The organism is Rhodococcus sp. NPDC058639 (genome assembly GCF_042717545.1).
Lineage (GTDB): Bacteria > Actinomycetota > Actinomycetes > Mycobacteriales > Mycobacteriaceae > Rhodococcus.
This window is the reverse complement of record NZ_JBHXRF010000004.1, coordinates 341,080-359,222: the sequence shown is the minus strand read 5'-3', so window position 1 is coordinate 359,222 and position 18,143 is coordinate 341,080. Positions and strand designations below refer to the sequence as shown.

General features: G+C 67.3%; 18 protein-coding genes. 9 read left to right on the top strand and 9 right to left on the bottom strand.

What is annotated here, in order from left to right:
* Positions 1–24: 24 nt before the first annotated feature.
* Both metK and ACFWU2_RS09965 read left to right on the top strand, forming a co-directional pair.
* Positions 25–1,239 (top strand): methionine adenosyltransferase, encoded by a 1,215-nt coding sequence (gene metK, locus ACFWU2_RS09970; RefSeq protein WP_378604695.1) that lies wholly within the window; start codon positions 25–27, stop codon positions 1,237–1,239.
* Between the two features lie 19 nt (positions 1,240–1,258).
* Positions 1,259–3,307 carry a primosomal protein N' gene (locus ACFWU2_RS09965; protein WP_378604692.1) on the top strand — a complete coding sequence of 683 codons (2,049 nt, stop codon included), beginning with the start codon at positions 1,259–1,261 and terminating at the stop codon, positions 3,305–3,307.
* A gap of 11 nt (positions 3,308–3,318) precedes the next feature.
* Here the strand turns inward: ACFWU2_RS09965 and ACFWU2_RS09960 are convergent, their stop codons facing one another.
* Positions 3,319–3,606: a putative quinol monooxygenase gene (locus ACFWU2_RS09960; RefSeq protein WP_378604690.1), complete on the bottom strand. Its 288-nt coding sequence runs from the start codon at positions 3,604–3,606 to the stop codon at positions 3,319–3,321.
* A 106-nt stretch (positions 3,607–3,712) separates the two neighbouring features.
* Between ACFWU2_RS09960 and ACFWU2_RS09955 the strand changes: the two genes are divergently transcribed.
* The gene (locus ACFWU2_RS09955) at positions 3,713–4,558 is read left to right on the top strand and encodes a hypothetical protein (RefSeq protein ID WP_378604687.1); all 846 of its coding nucleotides are present in this window, start codon (positions 3,713–3,715) and stop codon (positions 4,556–4,558) included.
* Between the two features lie 312 nt (positions 4,559–4,870).
* Positions 4,871–5,866: an esterase/lipase family protein gene (locus ACFWU2_RS09950; protein ID WP_378604684.1), complete on the top strand. Its 996-nt coding sequence runs from the start codon at positions 4,871–4,873 to the stop codon at positions 5,864–5,866.
* 60 nt (positions 5,867–5,926) lie between these two features.
* Here ACFWU2_RS09950 and ACFWU2_RS09945 read toward each other — a convergent pair whose 3' ends face one another.
* Entirely contained in the window at positions 5,927–6,961 is a 1,035-nt protein-coding gene (locus ACFWU2_RS09945) for a DUF2804 domain-containing protein (protein ID WP_378604681.1), read from the bottom strand.
* 167 nt (positions 6,962–7,128) lie between these two features.
* On the opposite strand from ACFWU2_RS09945, the gene fmt reads away from it, so the two are divergent.
* The 5 genes from fmt to crcB all read left to right on the top strand — a co-directional run bounded on the left by fmt (position 7,129) and on the right by crcB (position 11,420).
* Positions 7,129–8,052: a methionyl-tRNA formyltransferase gene (gene fmt / locus ACFWU2_RS09940; protein WP_378604678.1), complete on the top strand. Its 924-nt coding sequence runs from the start codon at positions 7,129–7,131 to the stop codon at positions 8,050–8,052.
* Complete coding sequence (locus ACFWU2_RS09935; protein WP_378604675.1) at positions 8,049–9,494, top strand: RsmB/NOP family class I SAM-dependent RNA methyltransferase; 1,446 nt, start codon at positions 8,049–8,051, stop codon at positions 9,492–9,494. Before fmt ends, ACFWU2_RS09935 begins: the two co-directional genes overlap by 4 nt.
* 79 nt (positions 9,495–9,573) lie before the next feature.
* A complete protein-coding gene (locus ACFWU2_RS09930; protein WP_378604672.1) occupies positions 9,574–10,503 on the top strand; it encodes a 1-phosphofructokinase family hexose kinase in 930 nt (309 codons plus the stop codon).
* Positions 10,504–10,596: 93 nt separating this feature from the next.
* Complete coding sequence (locus tag ACFWU2_RS09925; protein ID WP_378604669.1) at positions 10,597–11,046, top strand: fluoride efflux transporter FluC; 450 nt, start codon at positions 10,597–10,599, stop codon at positions 11,044–11,046.
* Positions 11,043–11,420 (top strand): fluoride efflux transporter CrcB, encoded by a 378-nt coding sequence (crcB, locus tag ACFWU2_RS09920; protein ID WP_378604666.1) that lies wholly within the window; start codon positions 11,043–11,045, stop codon positions 11,418–11,420. Before ACFWU2_RS09925 ends, crcB begins: the two co-directional genes overlap by 4 nt.
* Positions 11,421–11,462: 42 nt before the next feature.
* Here the strand turns inward: crcB and glpX are convergent, their stop codons facing one another.
* From glpX to ureB, 7 genes are all read right to left on the bottom strand, one after another.
* Complete coding sequence (glpX, locus tag ACFWU2_RS09915; protein ID WP_378604663.1) at positions 11,463–12,473, bottom strand: class II fructose-bisphosphatase; 1,011 nt, start codon at positions 12,471–12,473, stop codon at positions 11,463–11,465.
* Positions 12,474–12,533: 60 nt separating this feature from the next.
* Positions 12,534–13,457, bottom strand: a complete 924-nt coding sequence (locus ACFWU2_RS09910) for an urea transporter (RefSeq protein WP_378604660.1) — start codon at positions 13,455–13,457, stop codon at positions 12,534–12,536.
* Between the two features lie 53 nt (positions 13,458–13,510).
* The gene (locus tag ACFWU2_RS09905) at positions 13,511–14,572 is read right to left on the bottom strand and encodes an urease accessory protein UreD (protein ID WP_378604657.1); all 1,062 of its coding nucleotides are present in this window, start codon (positions 14,570–14,572) and stop codon (positions 13,511–13,513) included.
* Positions 14,572–15,204 (bottom strand): urease accessory protein UreG, encoded by a 633-nt coding sequence (gene ureG, locus ACFWU2_RS09900; RefSeq protein ID WP_378604654.1) that lies wholly within the window; start codon positions 15,202–15,204, stop codon positions 14,572–14,574. The genes ACFWU2_RS09905 and ureG overlap by 1 nt, the downstream gene beginning before the upstream one ends.
* A gap of 67 nt (positions 15,205–15,271) precedes the next feature.
* Positions 15,272–15,964 carry an urease accessory protein UreF gene (locus ACFWU2_RS09895; protein WP_378604651.1) on the bottom strand — a complete coding sequence of 231 codons (693 nt, stop codon included), beginning with the start codon at positions 15,962–15,964 and terminating at the stop codon, positions 15,272–15,274.
* Positions 15,965–15,973: 9 nt separating this feature from the next.
* Complete coding sequence (gene ureC / locus ACFWU2_RS09890) at positions 15,974–17,698, bottom strand: urease subunit alpha (RefSeq protein WP_378604648.1); 1,725 nt, start codon at positions 17,696–17,698, stop codon at positions 15,974–15,976.
* Positions 17,698–18,120 carry an urease subunit beta gene (ureB, locus tag ACFWU2_RS09885; protein ID WP_378604645.1) on the bottom strand — a complete coding sequence of 141 codons (423 nt, stop codon included), beginning with the start codon at positions 18,118–18,120 and terminating at the stop codon, positions 17,698–17,700. Before ureB ends, ureC begins: the two co-directional genes overlap by 1 nt.
* Positions 18,121–18,143: the final 23 nt, after the last annotated feature.

The following is an 18,143-nucleotide window of genomic DNA, read 5'->3' as shown; positions in this document are numbered from 1 at the left end:
ACACATCAGTCGAGAGGGAGTTCTGTGAGCAAGACCGGCGGTCGGCTTTTCACCAGCGAGTCCGTGACCGAGGGTCACCCGGACAAAATCTGCGACGCGATCAGCGACTCGGTCCTCGACGCGCTGCTCGCGGAGGACCCGCGTGCCCGTGTCGCAGTGGAAACGCTCGTGACCACCGGTCAGGTACACGTGGTGGGTGAGGTGACGACCTCCGCGTACGCCGATATCCCGAAGATCGTGCGCGATCGCGTGCTCGAAATCGGATACGACAGCTCGTCCAAGGGTTTCGACGGCAACTCGTGCGGCGTGAACATCGCGATCGGCGCGCAGTCGCCGGAGATCGCCGGGGGCGTCGATGTGGCGCTCGAGGCTCGTAGCGGCACGCTGACCGACGACGAGGTTGCGCTGCAGGGCGCCGGTGACCAGGGCCTGATGTTCGGATACGCATGCTCGGAAACCCCGGAACTGATGCCGCTGCCCATCTCCCTCGCGCACCGGCTCTCGCGCCGGCTCACCGAGGTGCGCAAGACCGGTGTGCTCCCGTACCTGCGGCCGGACGGCAAGACCCAGGTCACCATCGAGTACGAGGGCGACAAGCCGGTCCGCCTCGACACCGTCGTGATCTCCACTCAGCACGCCGCGGATATCGACCTCAACAACCTGCTCACCCCGGATCTTCGGGCGCACGTCGTCGACGCCGTACTTGCGGACCCGAACCTCGCCGATCTGGACGTCGCCGATGTCCGGCTGCTGGTCAACCCGTCCGGATCGTTCGTGCTCGGCGGCCCGATGGGCGACGCGGGCCTGACCGGACGGAAGATCATCGTCGACACCTACGGCGGCATGGCCCGCCACGGTGGCGGTGCGTTCTCGGGTAAGGACCCGTCGAAGGTCGACCGTTCCGCCGCGTACGCCATGCGCTGGGTCGCCAAGACGGCTGTCGCCGCGGGGCTGGCGGACCGGATCGAGGTGCAGGTCGCATACGCGATCGGCAAGGCCGCTCCCGTCGGCCTGTTCGTCGAGACCTTCGGCACCGAAAAGGCTGATCCCGCGCGGATCCAGCAGGCCGTCAACGAGGTCTTCGACCTGCGTCCCGGCGCGATCGTCCGCGACCTGGATCTGCTGCGCCCCATCTACGCGCAGACGGCTGCGTACGGTCACTTCGGCCGCACCGACATCGACCTGCCGTGGGAGAACACCGACCGCGCCGACAAGCTTCGCGCGGCCGCCGGACTCTGACGGTCACGATCGCACCCGGGTGGCTGCCGCCACACGCGCTGCCGAGAAGCGCGCTGCCGACACACGCGCTGCCGAGGTCGACCCGGTAGCGCGTGTTCTGCCGCTGCTCTCCGTTCCGCACCTGGACCGGGAGTTCGACTACCTGATCCCGCACCACCTCGACGCGGACGCCCGGCCGGGCGTCCGCGTGCGAGTGCGTTTCGCGGGCCGTCTCGTCGACGGGTTTCTGCTCTCCCGCACCGCGACGAGCGAACACCCGGGCAAACTCGGGGCACTCGACCGCGTCGTGTCGGCCGAACCTGTTCTCACGCCCGAGATCGCTGCGCTCGCCGACGAAGTGGCGACCCGCTATGCCGGTACCCGCGCCGACGTACTCCGGCTCGCCGTACCACCGCGTCACGCCCGGGTAGAGGCCGAAGAACCGCGGCAGGTGGATCCGCCGCCGGTCCCCGTGTTCGATCGTGCTGCCTGGGGGCGTTACCGGCACGGTGAGAACTTCCTCGAAGCTCTCTCGTCGGGTCGCGCGCCGCGGGCGGCGTGGCAGGCACTTCCCGGGGAAGACTGGCCGACCCGCCTCGCGGAACTCGCGGCACTCACAGCCGCGGCCGGTCGCGCGGCGGTGCTGGTGGTTCCGGATCAGCGCGACCTCGACCGTGTGCTTGCCGCCTGCGTGCACGTCGCCGGCGCGGAACACGTGGTAGGCCTCACTGCGGGTCTCGGCCCGGCCGAACGGTATCGCCGATGGCTGGCGGCTCTGCGCGGCTCGGCCCGGATCGTGGTGGGCACCCGCGCCGCGGTGTTCGCACCCACACCCGACCTCGGGCTTCTCGTCGTCTGGGACGACGGCGACGACCTGCACTCCGAACCCCGTTCGCCGTACCCGCACACCCGGGAAGTCGCCGCGCTGCGGGCGCACGCCGTCGGCGCGGCCGTCGTCATCGCCGGGCACGCGCGGACCGCCGAGACACAAGCGCTCGTCGACTCCGGCTGGGCACACGACCTGCTCGCCCCGCGCGAGGTGCTCCGGGCGTGGGCGCCGAAGATCACCGCGCTCGCAGACAGCGATCAGGCGATCGAGCGTGACCCCGCTGCGCGCGCCGCGAGATTGCCCGCGATCGCGTTCGCGGCGGCGCGGGCAGCACTCGGGTCGGGACATCCGGTGCTCGTGCAGGTCCCGCGCCGCGGGTACGTACCCGCCCTCGCCTGCGGTAAGTGCCGCGCCCCGGCGCGGTGCCGACGGTGCAACGGCCCGTTGGCGCTGCCGGCGGCAGCGGGGCCGGACGGCGCCGCGATACCGGCGTGCAAGTGGTGCGGGGTCGCCGACGCCACCCATCGATGTCATGCCTGTGGTGCGCGTTCGTTGCGGGCCGTCGTCGTCGGTGCCGGCCGCACCGCCGAAGAACTCGGGCGCGCTTTTCCCGGGGTACCGGTGATCACGTCGGGTGGCGGGGAGGTCAAAGCCACCGCGCCGGGGGGTGCCGCGCTGGTGGTGTCGACGGTCGGCGCCGAACCTGTCGCAGACGGCGGATACGGTGCCGCGCTGCTGCTGGACGGGTGGGCGCTGCTCGGGCGTGCCGACCTCCGAGCCGCCGAGGAGGCGATGCGGCGGTGGCTGGCGGCGTCGGCGCTGGTGCGGCCGTTCGCGGACGGCGGGCAGGTGGTGGTGGTCGCCGACTCCGGGATTCCGACCGTGCAGGCACTGGTGCGATGGGACCCGGTCGGCCACGCCAGGCAGGAGGTGGCCGAACGTACCGAGGTCGGCTTCCCTCCCGCCGTGCACATGGCTGCACTCGACGGTGGCTCTGCCGCGGTCGCGGAACTTCTCGAGGCGACACGTCTGCCCGACGGAGCCGAAGTACTCGGCCCCGTTCCGTTGCCTCCGGGACAGCGACTGCCGTTCGGCTCGGACGGCCCGGAACCCGAGGATGTGCAACGCATGATCGTGCGGGTCGCCCGGCATCGGGGCCGGGACCTGGGCGCCGCGCTGCGGGAAGCGCAGGCGACCCGGACCGCGCGCCGTGCGGACGGCCCCTTACGTGTTCAAGTGGACCCGCCGCGTATCGGCTGATCCCGCCACGGTCAGGTGAGCGAGCGAACCTCGGCCACAGCGTATTCCGCGACCGATGCGGACACGACGGATACGGTTGTGTCGCTGTCCGGTCCGGAACCGCGGAAGCGCTCGACGGCGGCGGGGGAGTCCCACCGCTCGAACACCACGACGCGCGACGGATCGATCAGGTCCGCGGCGACAGAGAATTCGAGGCACCCGGGGGCGAGGCGCGCCTCCTCGACGACATCGGCGCATCCCGCGAGATAGCTCTCGCGTGCGCTCGGGTCGACGACGATGTGTCCAGCGACGATGATCATGTTTCTCCTCGTGGTCCGGCCTTCACACGGGTGTGACCGGCGCGACAGCGAGAACTCATCGGTGTCACCGCACACGAACGGTCTCGGGCAACTACGATCGCTTGCCATGCGCCCTCTTGCTCAGGCCCTCACCGTCGCCGCCCTGACCGCACTCGCTGCTTCCAGCAGCGGGATCGCCGCTGCGGCACCGGCACCCGTTCTCGACGACAACGGGGCGATCGTGGCGCCGAGCAGCACGCAGATCTCTTTTGCGCACTCGCCGACCGGGTTCCGCGCGGGCACCGCCAACGAACACGAATCCCGTGCCGGTGTCTCGATCGTCAAGTTGTATCTGGCCGAGTACGTCTTCCGGTACGGCGATGCCGGCGATCACGCTGACGCAACCGAGATGATCCGGGCGTCGGACGACGCAATCGCAAACCGGTTGCATGCGAAGTATCCGCAGGCGATTTCGACGATCGCGGGGGAGTTCGGACTCACCGACACGCATGTGCCCGGTTACTGGGGGAACGGCACCACCTCGACGCACGACATGGTCACCTATCTCGAAACGAAGAAGCGCACCGACCCGAATTCTCCGGTGCTCGCCGCCATGGCATCCGCCTACGGGACGGCGGCCGACGGATATGCGCAGAACTACGGCACCGCACTGCTGGCCGGAGTGATCGGAACGAAATGGGGATGGAGCGACGATCGTTCGTTCAACGCCTCCGCATCCTTCGGGCCGGACTTCTCGGTGGGGGCCTCGACATACGGGTCGGCCGCCCAGCTTTCGGAGCACGTGCTTGCAGCCTTCACCGACGGTGGCCCCACCGCGCCCGAATCCGGTTACAGCCTTGCCGATTGCCCGGCCGTGAACTGGCTCGCCGCGGATCCGGTACTCGCCGTGCCGGCGCAGGACCTGCTCGACCGACTCCCGGTGGAGATCGCTGACGCGTTCTGCGGACGCTGACCCCACGTCCGGGGCCGACCGCTCCCCGGGTCTTTCGCAAAGCGGCCGCACATCTCCCGCCGCGCTTCCCATAGCTGTGCCCTGACAGCACGTTTCCGGTCCTCCCGTCGATTCCGATGTCGTGCGGAGGCCTTGCGCTGCTGTGTCCTTTCCCCGCGTTCGGCGCGTGCCCGGCGAGGGTCCACCGTTCAAATGACACCGCAAGATCGAGTATGGGATTAGAATCCATAACAGAAAAGACGGGATGTGTTTGTGATCGAACCTTGTTCCGGCGGGGGCGGAACGCGCACACGCTGAGGCAGGAGGCGTCACATGAGGGTCCGACGTGTGCGAGATGCGGGAGTTGGCGCCTTGTTCGTCGCGGTGCTCGCCGCCGGCGTGGCCGGCGCGCAACCGGCAGTCGGATCCCTGGGAGCCACCGGGTCCACGTCCTCGGTGCCCGTGAATCCGGGACCACCGGCGGTAACCCACGCGGAGGCTGCCGAATACGCGGAGAACAATCCGGGCGCGGTGCCGCCGCAGACGAACGATTTCTCGTGTGTGCTCACGCCGGAGAACCCGCGGCCGGTCGTGCTCGCGCACGGGACCGACTCCAACAGCTATTCCGACTTCGCCGCACTCACACCCCTTCTCGCGGCATCCGGACGGTGCGTCTTCGCAGTGAACTACGGTTTGGCGTCCGGGGCCGAGTCCTTCGGCACCGGTCAGATCCGCGTCTCGGCGGCACAATTCGGTGAATTCGTGGAGCGAGTCCGGGCCGAGACCGGAGCCACCGAGGTCGACGTCGTCGGGTATTCGCAAGGCGCGACCGTCACCCGCTACTACATCAACAAGCTCGGAGGCGCCCACGTGGTCGACCGCTGGGTCGGGGTGGCGTCTCCCAGCTACGGCGGTACCTTCTACGGTCTCGCGACCGCGATCGCCGCGTTACCCGGCGCAACAGACTTCCTCGAGGGCGAATTCTCGGTGGCGCTTGCCGAGCAACTCCAAGGTTCAGCACTGCTCACCGAATTGAACGTGCCGACCGACACCGTTCCCGGCGTGCAGTACACCACCATCGGAACCCGATTCGACGAAGTGATCCAGCCCGCCGACAGCGTTGCCCTACGTGGGGAGGGAGCGGTCAATCTCGTCGTACAGGACCTGTGCCCACAGAATCTGACCGGCCACTTCAACATGGTCTACGACGCCTTCGCCCTGCAAATGATCCGGCACGCGCTCGATCCCGACCGGGTCGGGCTCGGGGAGTGCACGCGCGTGGCCCTCGGAACCGGAATTCCGGAGATAGTCCGGCAGGCGAACTTCTGACCCCGCCCGGCCGGGCGGAACGCTGCTACCTGCGCGACAGAGTCTCGGGGATCGACTCGCTCACCAGCGGTTCCGGACTTGTTCCGCGAACCCGAGGAGGTTCTCGATCTCGAGGCGCCTGCCGTCGTCGAGGACGACGAAACCGGTATAGCGGCCGAACACCTGATGCTGGGTCGAACGTAGAACGAGAGCATTCACGTCCGCGGCCCGATCGTGAATCGGCACGAACTCCATTTCGAATCGGTTGTCGTTGCTGGTGAATCGCCACGGCGCACCGTCGTACGTACCGACCGGCAGGTGGAACTGCACGCGGTCGAGTTTGTGTGCGACACCGTCGTGGAACATCACGTTCTCGCTCGCCGCGCCGGTGTCCCCGAACCCGTAGCCGATGTTGAAGCCGAAGGGCAGTCCGTCGTGCAGGCCGGACGCCGAACCCCAGTACCAGGTGTTGTCGTAGGTCCAGACTCCGCGGCCCCAGTCGAATACGCCGAACGCCGTCGCGGGGTCGAACAGGTGCTCGCGGCCGTCTACCGTCACGCTGCCCCGGGCGGGCAGGCAGTTGATCTTCTGGTTGTAGTAGAAGGCCTTCGGGCTGGACGGGAACGGGGTGGCGATCACCATCCGGTCCATCGGCGGCTGAGCCAGCACCAGCTCACCCGACAGCCCGCGGCCTCCACCGAACCCGGGATGGTCGACGATCAGGCGTCGTGCCCGGCCCTCGTTCCGATACTCGATGCGCACGTCGCCGCGGCGGACCACCACATCGCCCGAGTCGGCGCTCGCCGGCAAGCCCAGACGGCCGCGCGGAAAGGGGATCATCGTGTTCTCCGTGACGTCCGCCGGCCCGGCGAGGTCGAGCCAACTGACGCCGAGCAGACCCATGTAGCCGTTGTCGGCCACGGTCAGCGCGATGCCGTAGGGGCCGGAGTCGCCGTCGGACAGGACACAGTAGTAGTCCCATTCCTTGACGCGCAGACCGGACACCGCGACCTTTCGGCGGTCGTACCGACGTTCCTCGCTCGCGTTCCATCCGGTCTCGATGAGCGTCCCGTCGTCGTCGAGGAGAGGGCCGGTCGTGAGGCGTCGTTGCTGCATACCCGGCGAGACTACTGGGCCGTCGTGGCGACACCGTGTCGGTGCGGGCGACCGACTCCCTAGAATGGGGGAGCCATCGTCGCCGAACCCTGGAGCAGTATTCGTGACACACCCGCCGGTTAGCTTCCGCATCGCAGTGCGCCCACCCGCACCGGCGGTGCTCTGACATGCGGGTGGTGTTCGCAGGTACTCCCGGCCCCGCAGTACCGGCACTGCGGCGACTCATCGCCTCGCCCCGCCACGAGGTCGTCGCGGTCGTGACACGCCCCGACACCACCGCCGGCCGCGGCCGGAAGGCGGTCCGATCCGAAGTGGGGCAGGTCGCCGACGAGCACGGTATCGAGGTGCTCGCTCCCCGGGCACCGCGCGACCCCGAGTTCATCGCCCGCCTCACGGAACTCCAGCCCGACTGCTGCCCCGTCGTCGCGTACGGAGCGTTGATCCCGCCCGCCGTGCTCGAGATCCCCCGGCACGGCTGGGTGAACCTGCACTTCTCCCTGCTCCCCGCATGGCGCGGAGCAGCACCGGTGCAAGCCGCGATCGCCGCGGGTGACGAGATCACCGGAGCCAGCACGTTCCGACTCGAAGCCGGTCTCGACACGGGCCCGGTCTACGGCGTGGTGACCGAGATCATCCGGCCCACCGACACCGCCGGTGATCTGCTGGGTCGTCTCGCGGATGCCGGTGCAACGCTGCTCGAATCGACGCTCGACGGTCTCGAGGACGGCATCCTCGTCCCCGCGCCGCAACCCGCCGAGGGTGTATCCCATGCCCCGAAGGTCACCGTGGACGCCGCGCGGGTCGACTGGACGCGGCCTGCGCACGTGGTCGACCGCCACATCCGCGCGGTCACCCCGGCACCGGGCGCATGGACCACGATCGGCGACCTGCGAGTCAAGCTCGGGCCGGTCAGCCCCGCCGACGAGACGCTTGAACCCGGCGAACTCGCGGTCCTCAAGAACGGTCTGCTCGTCGGGACGGGGTCCACGGCGGTGCGACTGGGCACCGTGCAACCCCCCGGCAAGAAACCGATGGCAGCAGCAGATTGGGCGCGCGGCGCCCGACTCGACTCGAAAGTACGTGCGCTATGAGTGAAGCTCGCAAACCGGCCCGGCGTTCAGGGCAGAAGCCGGGCGGACATACCGGGCGCAACACCGCCCCACGGCAGACTCGCCGTCCCACCCAGTCGGCGGTGGACCCGGCTCGCACCGCGGCCCGGGACGTACTGCGCGCGGTCCGCGAGCGCGATGCCTACGCCAATCTCGTGCTGCCGGCCCTCCTTCGCGAACGCAAACTGGACACTCGTGACGCGGCGCTGGCCACCGAACTCACCTACGGGGCGGCACGCGCGCAGGGACTGCTCGACGCCGTCATCGCCGACGCCGCCAATCGTCCCGTCGACGAGATCGACGGCGCGCTCCTCGACGTGCTGCGGCTGGGCACCTACCAATTACTACGGACCCGGGTCGCCCCGCATGCCGCCGTGGCAACCAGCGTCGACCTCGTCCGCACCGAATTCGGTTCGGGCCGAGCCGGATTCGTCAACGCCGTGCTGAGACGAGTGGGGGAGCGCACCGAGGACGAGTGGATCGGGCTGCTCGCACCCGACCCCGAGCGCGACCCGGTGGGGCACCTGGCGTTCCGGTACGCGCACCCGCTGTGGATCGCCCAGGCATTCGTGCATTCTCTCGGCGCCGACGCAGGTGAACTCGCCGAGGTGCTCGCGGCCGACGACGCCCGTCCGATCGTGCATCTCGTCGCCCGGCCCGGTGTGATCACCGCCGAGGAGCTTGCGCTCATCACCGGTGGCGAGATCGGTCCGTGGTCGCCGTACGCGGTGCACATCGAACACGGCGATCCCGGTCGGCTCGAACCGGTCCGCGAGGGTATGGCCGCGGTGCAGGACGAAGGCAGCCAACTCGTCGCACGAGCGCTCACGCTGGCTCCGCTCCTCGGTGAGGACACGGGGCGCTGGCTCGATCTGTGCGCCGGACCCGGTGGCAAGGCGGCACTGCTCGGCGCACTCGCCGCGCTGGACGGATTCTCGGTGGATGCGGTCGAACCCGTCGAGCACCGCGCCGACCTGGTCCGCAAGACCGCGCGTGATCTCCCGGTGGTCGTGCATGTCGCGGACGGCCGCGACTCGGGTCTCGAGCCCGGGTACGACCGGATCCTTGTCGATGCACCCTGCACCGGGCTCGGTTCGCTGCGTCGGCGGCCCGAGTCGCGCTGGCGCCGTAGGCCCGAAGATGTGGCGGACCTCGTCAAACTGCAGAAAGAACTTCTCGGCGCGGCGATCGGTCTGCTGCGCCCCGGCGGCGTGGTGCTGTATTCCACCTGCTCGCCGCACGTCTCGGAGACCGTCGGGGTGGTCTCCGACGCGGTCCGCCGGTACGGGGTCGAACAACTCGACACGCGGGAACTCCTTCCGGGTGTGCCGAAACTCGGTGACGGACCGGGTGTGCAGTTGTGGACGCACCGGCACGGCACGGACGCGATGTTCATGGCGGCTCTGCGCAAACCTCGCGACTGACGCAACAGTAACGGCGGCAACGGGAACGAGGAATATGCCGGACTCGGCGGGTGCTCCCTCGCACGGCTAGGGTTTCGGTATGCCCGATATCGTCACGCTGACCATGAATCCGGCCCTCGATGTCACCACCTTCGCCGACGAGGTCGTTCCCACCCGCAAACTTCGGTGCGAGGAGCCGTTCTACGACGCGGGAGGTGGAGGCATCAACGTCGCCAAGGTCGCGCGTGTGCTCGGTGCGTCGGCGGGAGCGGTGTACCCGGTGGGGGGCACGCGGGGCCGGCAGATGAGCGGGCTACTCGACGACGACCACGTCGACGCGCACGTCGTGCCCATCGTCGACGACACCCGCGAATGCTTCACCGCGATCGACCGCAAGACCGGGCTCGAATACCGGTTCGTCACACCGGGACCGGACCTGACTCTCGACGAACAGGAGCGTTGCCTGGCGGTGCTCACCGAAGCAGCCCGGGGCGCACGGTATCTCGTGGCCAGCGGCAGCTTCCCGCCCGGTGTCTCCGGGGCGTTCGTCCACCGGGTCGCGGAGGTCGCGCACGCCGCGGGGGCGCGCTTCGTGCTCGACTCGTCGGGAGAGGCTCTGGCGAGCATCGAGTCGGGGGTGTTCCTCGTCAAGCCGTCGCTCCCTGAGCTGTGTGAATGGGTGGGGCGCGACCTGCCCAGCACGGACGAGCGGATCGCGGCGTCGCGCGAACTGGTCGAGCGCGGTGTCGCGGAGATCGTGGTGGTGTCCCTCGGTGCAGAGGGGGCGATCATGGTCACCGCCGACGACGCCGTCGAGGTGCCCGCGCTCGAGGTGGAGGTGCGCAGTGCTGTCGGTGCCGGTGACAGCATGGTCGCCGGACTCGTCGTCGGACTGTTGCAGGAACGTACGCTGCGCGACGCTCTGGCGCTGGGTGTCGCGTGCGGTACAGCCGCTTTGCTGACAGCGGGAAGCCGCGTGTGCCGACGGGAGGACATCGATCGGTTCGACGCGCTCGCCCGGAACACGTAGGCAAAGCGCAGTGGTATCCGGCTCGCTCGGTTAGCCTGGGAGAATGGATCTTCGGACGGAGTCCTCACGCGCTCGACGTATCGGAGCGCGGGGATGAGCAGCGGAAGGCCCGCGTATCTGCAATGGGCCTCGATCGGGCTGGTCTTGGTCGGAGGCTTGTTCGGGGCCGGTAGCCGCGAAGGCCTTTCGCTCGTCATCCCGAAACTCGGTGAAGTCCCGATCGCGATCGCCATCATCAACGTCGTCGGTGCGTTTCTTCTCGGCTATCTCTACGAAGCCGTCACCCGGATCGACAGCGCGAAGCCCACGGGAACGAATCTCAAGCTTCTGCTCGGGACGGGATATTGCGGCGGTTTCACCACCTACAGTTCCCTCGCGACCGATACCGCGGTGCTCTTCCGGGACGGATACATCTGGCAGGGATTGGTGTACGCGTTCGGGACCCTGATCGTCGGTGCGTGTGCCACCTGGGCGGGAATCGCGGTTGCCAGCAGCGTCAACGCGAGAATGACGCCGCCGGCCGGGGGAGGGATGACGACGTGACACCGCTCATCTTCATCACGCTGAGTATCGCGGGCGGCGTCGGAGCAGTCGTGCGCTTCGTTCTGGACGGTTTCATCCGTGCGCACATGAAGACGAAGTTCGCGTGGGCGACGACTATCATCAACGTGTCGGGATCGCTCGTCCTCGGATTCCTCACCGGACTCACGATCGAACATCTCGTCTCCACCGACGCCAGTTATGTCATCGGAACCGGATTCCTCGGCGGCTACACCACATTCAGTACGGCGAGTTACGAGACGGTGCAACTCATCAAACAGCGCCGATACGGGGATTCGTTCATCAGCGGTGTGGTGATGCTGGTGCTGGCCCTCGCCGCCGCAGGGATCGGGTTGTGGATCGGAACGTCGATCTGAATCCGAGTCCGCCGGGGGCGCACCCCGGTCCGTTGCTCCGATTCACGTCCGTGCGGCCTCGCTGTGGGGACCGGGGAAATCCAGTCGGTGCTCGGCCTCGATGATCCGGACGGTGCCGGACTTGCTGCGCATCACGATCGACTGAGTGCCCGCCCGGTTTCCGCCGAAGTACCGCACTCCACGCAACAAGGGCCCGTCGGTGACACCCGTGGCGGCAAAGAACACATTCGTGCCCCCGACCAGATCAGTCGTGTGGAGGACCCGATCGGTATCGTGCCCCGCGGCCTGAACCTGTGCGCGCTCGGCGGCGTCACGGGGAGTGAGTTGCGCTTGAATCGTCCCCCCGAGGCACCGCACCGCGGCTGCCGAGAGAATGCCTTCCGGGGTGCCTCCCACTCCCATCGCCATATCGATACCTGAGGCGGGACGCGCAGCGGCAATGGAGGCGGCAACGTCCCCGTCCGGCAGCAACTGCACCCGCGCTCCGGCCCGGCGGATCCGCTCGATCAACTCGGTGTGGCGCGGCCGGTCGAGCACGGCCACGGTCAGGTCCGCGACCGACGTGCCCAGCGCAGCGGCGACCCGGGAGATGTTCTCGGACACCGGCGCGGTGATGTCCACGGCGTCGGCCGCGTCCGGGCCCACGGCGATCTTGTTCATGTAGAACACTGCCGAGGGGTCGAACATGGCCCCACGCTCGGCAACAGCCACGACGCTGAGCGAATTCGGCGCGCCGGCGGCCATGAGTGTGGTGCCCTCGACCGGGTCGACCGCGAAGTCGCATTCCGGTCCGGTGCCGTCACCGACCAACTCGCCGTTGAACAGCATCGGCGCTTCGTCCTTCTCGCCCTCGCCGATCACCACGACACCGCGCATGGTCACGGTCGACAACATGGTGCGCATCGCGTCGACAGCCGCCCCGTCCCCGCCCTCCTTGTCGCCGCGGCCGACCCACCGGCCGGACGCCAGTGCGCCGGCTTCCGTCACACGGACCAGTTCCAAAGCGAGATTGCGGTCCGGGAACAGGGGCCCGGGTCGGCTTGTGGCGCTCATGTCGTGGGCCTCATGGGAGTGCTTCTCCGAACGGGATTCGTTGCGCCGGCACTGATCCCGTCAGGGACGTTCGGCAGAGGGGATGTAATGCGCGATGACCAGGAAAACCCACGTGGTGAGGATGTACGGCCACGTGTAGGTGGGGACTCCGAGGTCGTGCATCCAGAGGGTGACGACCGCGGTGACGATGGTGCCGATCAGCGCGAGGACCCAGGAGGTCACGCTCTCCTTCAAGAAGGTCACCGAGAGCGCGATCGCCGTGAGCACACCGGAATACCCGCTCAGACCGTTCGCGGTTTCGGTGAGGCTTTCACCCAGCGCGAGCGCGCACAGGCTGCCGACGACGCTTCCGAGCAGCCCCGCCAGACCGACCTTCCAATTGGCCACGAACAGCCCGATCAGAATGAGCGCGCCGGCCCAGACATTGTCGACCAGAACCACTTCCGAGACGTTGGTCAGCAGCGACCGGAAGAACGCCACCGTGGTCGAGTCGATGGTCATCGACGAGGATTCGACCCACCAGCGTTCGAAACCGAAATGGATGATCGTCGCGACGATGCAGAACGGTGCCGTCGTCGACGGGAGTCCGTAGATCTTCAGCGGTGTCCGCATGAACAGTGCATTGACCAGCCACGTCACCGGTGCGGCGAGCGCCCCGCCGACGAGTGCGATGGGGTACGAGAACCACTGGCTGCCGAGGGTGGCAAAGGTCGCAGCGCCGACCAGGGCTCCGGAGAAACCTTGCATACCGAAGACCAGGTCGGACGCTTTCGTGCGGATGACCCACCCGGTAAAGGTCTGTGCCACACACCCGATCGCCACGAGCACTGCCATCTGCCAACTGGCGACGACGAAGGCCGCCATGATGAGCAGCGTGGTGTAGATGTTCGCCTGGAAATAGATTTGTGACGGACCGTGGCCGAATCCCACCAGCCAGGAGCGCGGTGAAGCCATGGAATCCTGCGGTGTAGTTCCCGTCGTCATATCCAGCTCCTTCGCGGTGCATCCGGTATGGATCCGGTGACTGTCGAGCGTCCCTACATCTTGCGGATCGCCGGAGCGGCGAACCCGGTGAGCGCCTTGTGAGCCGCTCCCGCAGCCGCGTGAGTGGCGCGGGCAACCGTGACAGGATCGTTGGCGACCAAGCGCATCCAGACGCCGGCGTCGTTCGGCAGCGCACTCACGCCGAACAAGCCGTCGGGCAATGCGGCGGCCAGCGCGTCGTGGAGCAGATCCGCGAGCGCGGCAACCGGCACCAGTGGAGTGAACACGTACAACATCGCGAGGATGTCGTGGTCGGCCAGGACGCCGAGACTCGGTGCCGCGGCGGACTCGTGATCCTCGCCGGGACACAGCCGGACCCGGTCGAGTGCCACGAGACGTCCGTCGGGCCGCCGGACTTCGACGTCGGACGCGTAGACCTCGTACCTGTGGCGCTCGTCGCGGGCGAGCCGTCCGGCATACACGGTCTCGCCGAGAAGGAGCGTGGCCGATTCGTCGAGCGTCACCGAGGTGTGCTGGTAGAAGCGCGATCCGCCGAACGGAACCACGGGTTCGGGCAGGTACTCGGTGTACGCACCGGCCTCCACCGAGATGTTCGTGACGGAGGACGCGTAGTCGTAGTCCATCCGATACACCCTGGTTTGCGCCTGTGTCGTCACGTGTGCCGAGGTGCCTGTCCCGAATGTCAGGTCGGTGCGCAACCTGTCCGCCTGGAGAATGCCGCCGCCCGAGGACATCACGTACGTGTACGGAACATCGGGGCGCAACGGATCGAAGTACAACGGACGCATGATCTGCAACGGGGACTTCTGATAGTGCTGCACGAGTTCGGTGCGGTCCCGGTCGTGGTTGTGCTCGAAACCGAGTTGGAGGATACCGACCTTGCCCGGGCTCCCGACCGGGAGGGGCGAGTCCCCGCCCGCATACCGGAGTACCTCGGCCGGCACCCGTACGGGCTCGAAGTAGTCCGGTTGGAGCCGGTATCCACCGGGGTGCACCGGACGGACGGGTAGCGGGCTTACGGGAGCCAGGCCCCGGGGCGCATTCGGATCCGCCCCGGTGTCGAGTGCCTTCCCCGTCGAGATATCGGCCGTCATCAGACGAGTTCGGTCCGTGCGTTGTTCCACAACGACAAGATCTGGTCGAGGAGTACGTCCAGGCCTTCGCCGGTGAGCGAGTTGGTGAGGACGACGGGGGTGCCACCGCGTACCCGGATGGCGTCGCTCTCCATCACACCGAGATCCGTCCGGACATACTGTGCGATATCGATCTTGTTGATCACCAGGATGTCGCTGTCGGTGATGCCCGGACCCCGCTTGCGTGGCATTTTCTCACCTTCGGCCGTATCGAGGACGAACACGAAGACGTCGGCCAGCGCGGGTGAAAAGGTGAGAGTGAGGTTGTCCCCACCGGATTCGTAGATCAGCGTGTCGATATCGGGGAATCGTTGCAGCATTTCCTCTCCGACGGCGAGATTCATCGTCGGGTCGTCGCGTACGGCTGTGTGCGGGCATGCGCCGGTCTCCACGCCCACAACCCGCTCGGGGTCGAGCACTCCGTCGAGCACACGCCGGACGTGCTGCGCATCCTCCTGGGTGTAGATGTCGTTCGTGATGACACCCGGAGTGCGTCCTGCTGCGATCAGCAGGGGCACGAGCGCTTCGGTCAGTGCCGTCTTTCCCGATCCCACCGGTCCGCCGATACCGATTCTCAATGCATTGTCACCCATAGTTTTTCGTTCCCTTCGGATCTTGACGGGGCCGGCACTTCGGCTGGCCGCTCTTCGGTATGCGCGGTCAACTGGCGAACAGGCGCGCCTCGGCCCGTTCGTGCTGTGCGGACATGATGTCGGCCATCGGTGCGAAGCCTCCGAGATCGTGCACGTCACGTTCGGTGGCATCGTGTGCCACCTGCTCGATGACCGGGCCGACCGCGTGCAGAATCACCTGAGCCCGCCGGTGATCGGTCAGCCGGAGGCGCAGCGCGGCGCCCACGAAACTCACCGCGAATGCGGAGAGATCGGAGGCTACCGCGATGCGCGTTCCGACGCCGGTCGCCGAGTAGATGAGAGCGGACACCACCGGCTGGCATCCCGGCGTGGCCCGCGCCTTCACTCGCCGTTGGTACTCGTCCAGTGCGTCGCTGCCGAGTACCACGTCGGCAAGATCTGCGAGCTGGTGACCGCTGCGTACGGACGCCCGTCGCATCTCGGCATTCAGCTTGGACGCGAACAGCCGGTGATCGATCTCCTCGACGAGGTCCCAGTCGCCCACCCCCGCCGCCCGATGTGCGGCGGCGAGGGCTGTCGCGTCCCCGGGCCCGACTGTGTGGACGAGCAACGAACACAACAGCTCCTGCACCTCACCTGGGTCGACGAGGCGGGCCTGACTGTAACCCTCCAGTCCGTGCGACATGGTGTAGAAGCCGCTCGGGAACGCCGAGTCCGAGAACTGCAGACTCGTCAGCAACTGGCGAATATCGGACGTCACCGTGTCCCCTCAGGCCAGGAAGAACATCTGCGTGAGCGGGAGGGTCTGCGCAGGATCGATCGCCGCCGCTTTTCCGTCGTACGTGACGTCGTAGGTCTCGGGATCGACTTCGACCACCGGGGTGGCGGTGTTGCGCACCATGTGCTGCTTTCCGATGTTGCGGCACCTCTTCACCGGCAGCACCTGGCTCTCCAGCCCCAGTTTTTCGGGCACGCCGTTCGCAATGGCCGCCTTCGACATGAAGGTGGCTCTCGTGGACTGCAATGCCTTGCCCTGCGCACCGAACATCGGGCGGTAGTACACCGGCTGCGGTGTGGGCAGCGACGCGTTCGGTTCACCCATCAGTCCCCAGTTGATCAGGCCGCCTTTGACGATCACCTTGGGCTTGGCGGCGAACGACGTCGTCGGCCACAGCACGATGTCGGCCATCTTCCCCTCTTCGAGCGACCCGATGTAGTCCGAGACGCCCTGTGTGATCGCGGGGTTGATGGTGATTTTCGCCAGATAGCGCAGCACGCGGAAATTGTCGTTGTCCGGCGAGTCCTCCGGCAGCTTGCCGCGCTTGTCCTTGCAGTGGTGTGCGATCTGGAACGCACGCATGAAGGACTCGCCGATACGGCCCATGGCCTGTGAATCGGACGACACCATCGAGATGATGCCCTCGTCGTGGAACACGGTTTCGGCGGAGATCGTCTCGGCACGCACGCGGGAGTCCGCAAATGCGACGTCTTCCGGGATGTCGTGCGACAGGTGGTGGCACACCATCACCATGTCGAGCAGTTCGTCGACGGAATTGGCCGTGTAGGGGAGCGTCGGGTTGGTCGAGGACGGCAGCACGTTCGGGTGACCCGTGACCTTGATGAGGTCGGGTGCGTGTCCGCCGCCGGCGCCCTCGCTGTGGAACGTGTGGATCGTCCGGCCGTCGATCGCGTCCAGAGTGTTCTCGACGAAGCCCGACTCGTTGAGGGTGTCGGTGTGTACGGAGATCTGGATGTCGTAGCGGTCGGCGACATCGAGTGCGTTGCTGATCGCGGCCGGTGTGGCGCCGTAGTCCTCGTGCACCTTCAGACCTGCCGCGCCTGCTTCGATCTGCTCGCAGAGCGCCTCCGGCAGGGACCCGTTGCCCTTTCCGAGGAATCCCATGTTGACCGGCATGGCTTCGGCGGATTCCAGCATCCGGTGCAGGTTCCAGACGCCGGGGGTGGTGGTGACGCCGTTGGTGCCGTCCGTCGGTCCGGTGCCGCCACCGAACAGCGTGGTGATTCCGTTCGCCAGGGCCGTCACCCCCTGCTGCGGGGAAATGTAGTGCACATGGGAGTCGAAGCCGCCCGCCGTCGCGATGCAATGTTCACCGGCGAGGAGTTCGGTACCCGGTCCGACGACGAGTCGGGGATCGACACCCTTCTGAAGATGCGGGTTGCCGGATTTGCCGACGCCGGCGATCTTCCCGTCCCGTACGCCGATGTCGCCCTTGAGGACGCCGAGCACCGGATCGAGGATGATCGCGTTCGTGATGACGAGGTCCAGTACTCCCTGGGCATCGGTTCCCTGGGGGTCGGCGCCCATTCCGTCGCGTGCCGTCTTGCCGCCGCCGTAGACGATCTCGTCGCCGTAATTGCCCTCGTTGAAGTCTTTTTCGATCTCGATGACAAGGTTCGTGTCGGCGAGGGTGACTCGGTCACCCGTCGTGGGTCCGAAGAGGTCCGTGTACTGCTTGCGCGAGATGATTGCCATTACTTTGCGCCCTTCTTCTTCGAGGTGCTCTTGCTCTCTCGCGCCTGGGGTGTGCCGTCCTGGTACTCGAGTTCCTTCATGAGCGCCATGGCACGGATCTTTGTGCCCTCGGAGTCCAGACCGCCGTCCACGAGGTTGTTGAAGCCGATGACGTGGCGATTGCCGGCGTACGCGACGAGGGTCACCTCGCGGGTGTCGCCGGCCTCGACGCGCACCCCCAGCCCGGAGGCCAGATCCAGGTGCATTCCGTAGGCGAGTTCACGATCGAACAGCAGCGCCTTGTTGACCTCGAAGAAATGGAAATGGGACCCGATCTGGATTGCACGATCTCCGGTGTTGCTCACCTGCAGGGTGACGCTGCGGCGCCCCGCGTTGATCTCGATGTCCTCTTCGCTGTGGTGGTATGTGGGCTTGGCTACCATGATGATTCCTTCCTCGCGGAGCG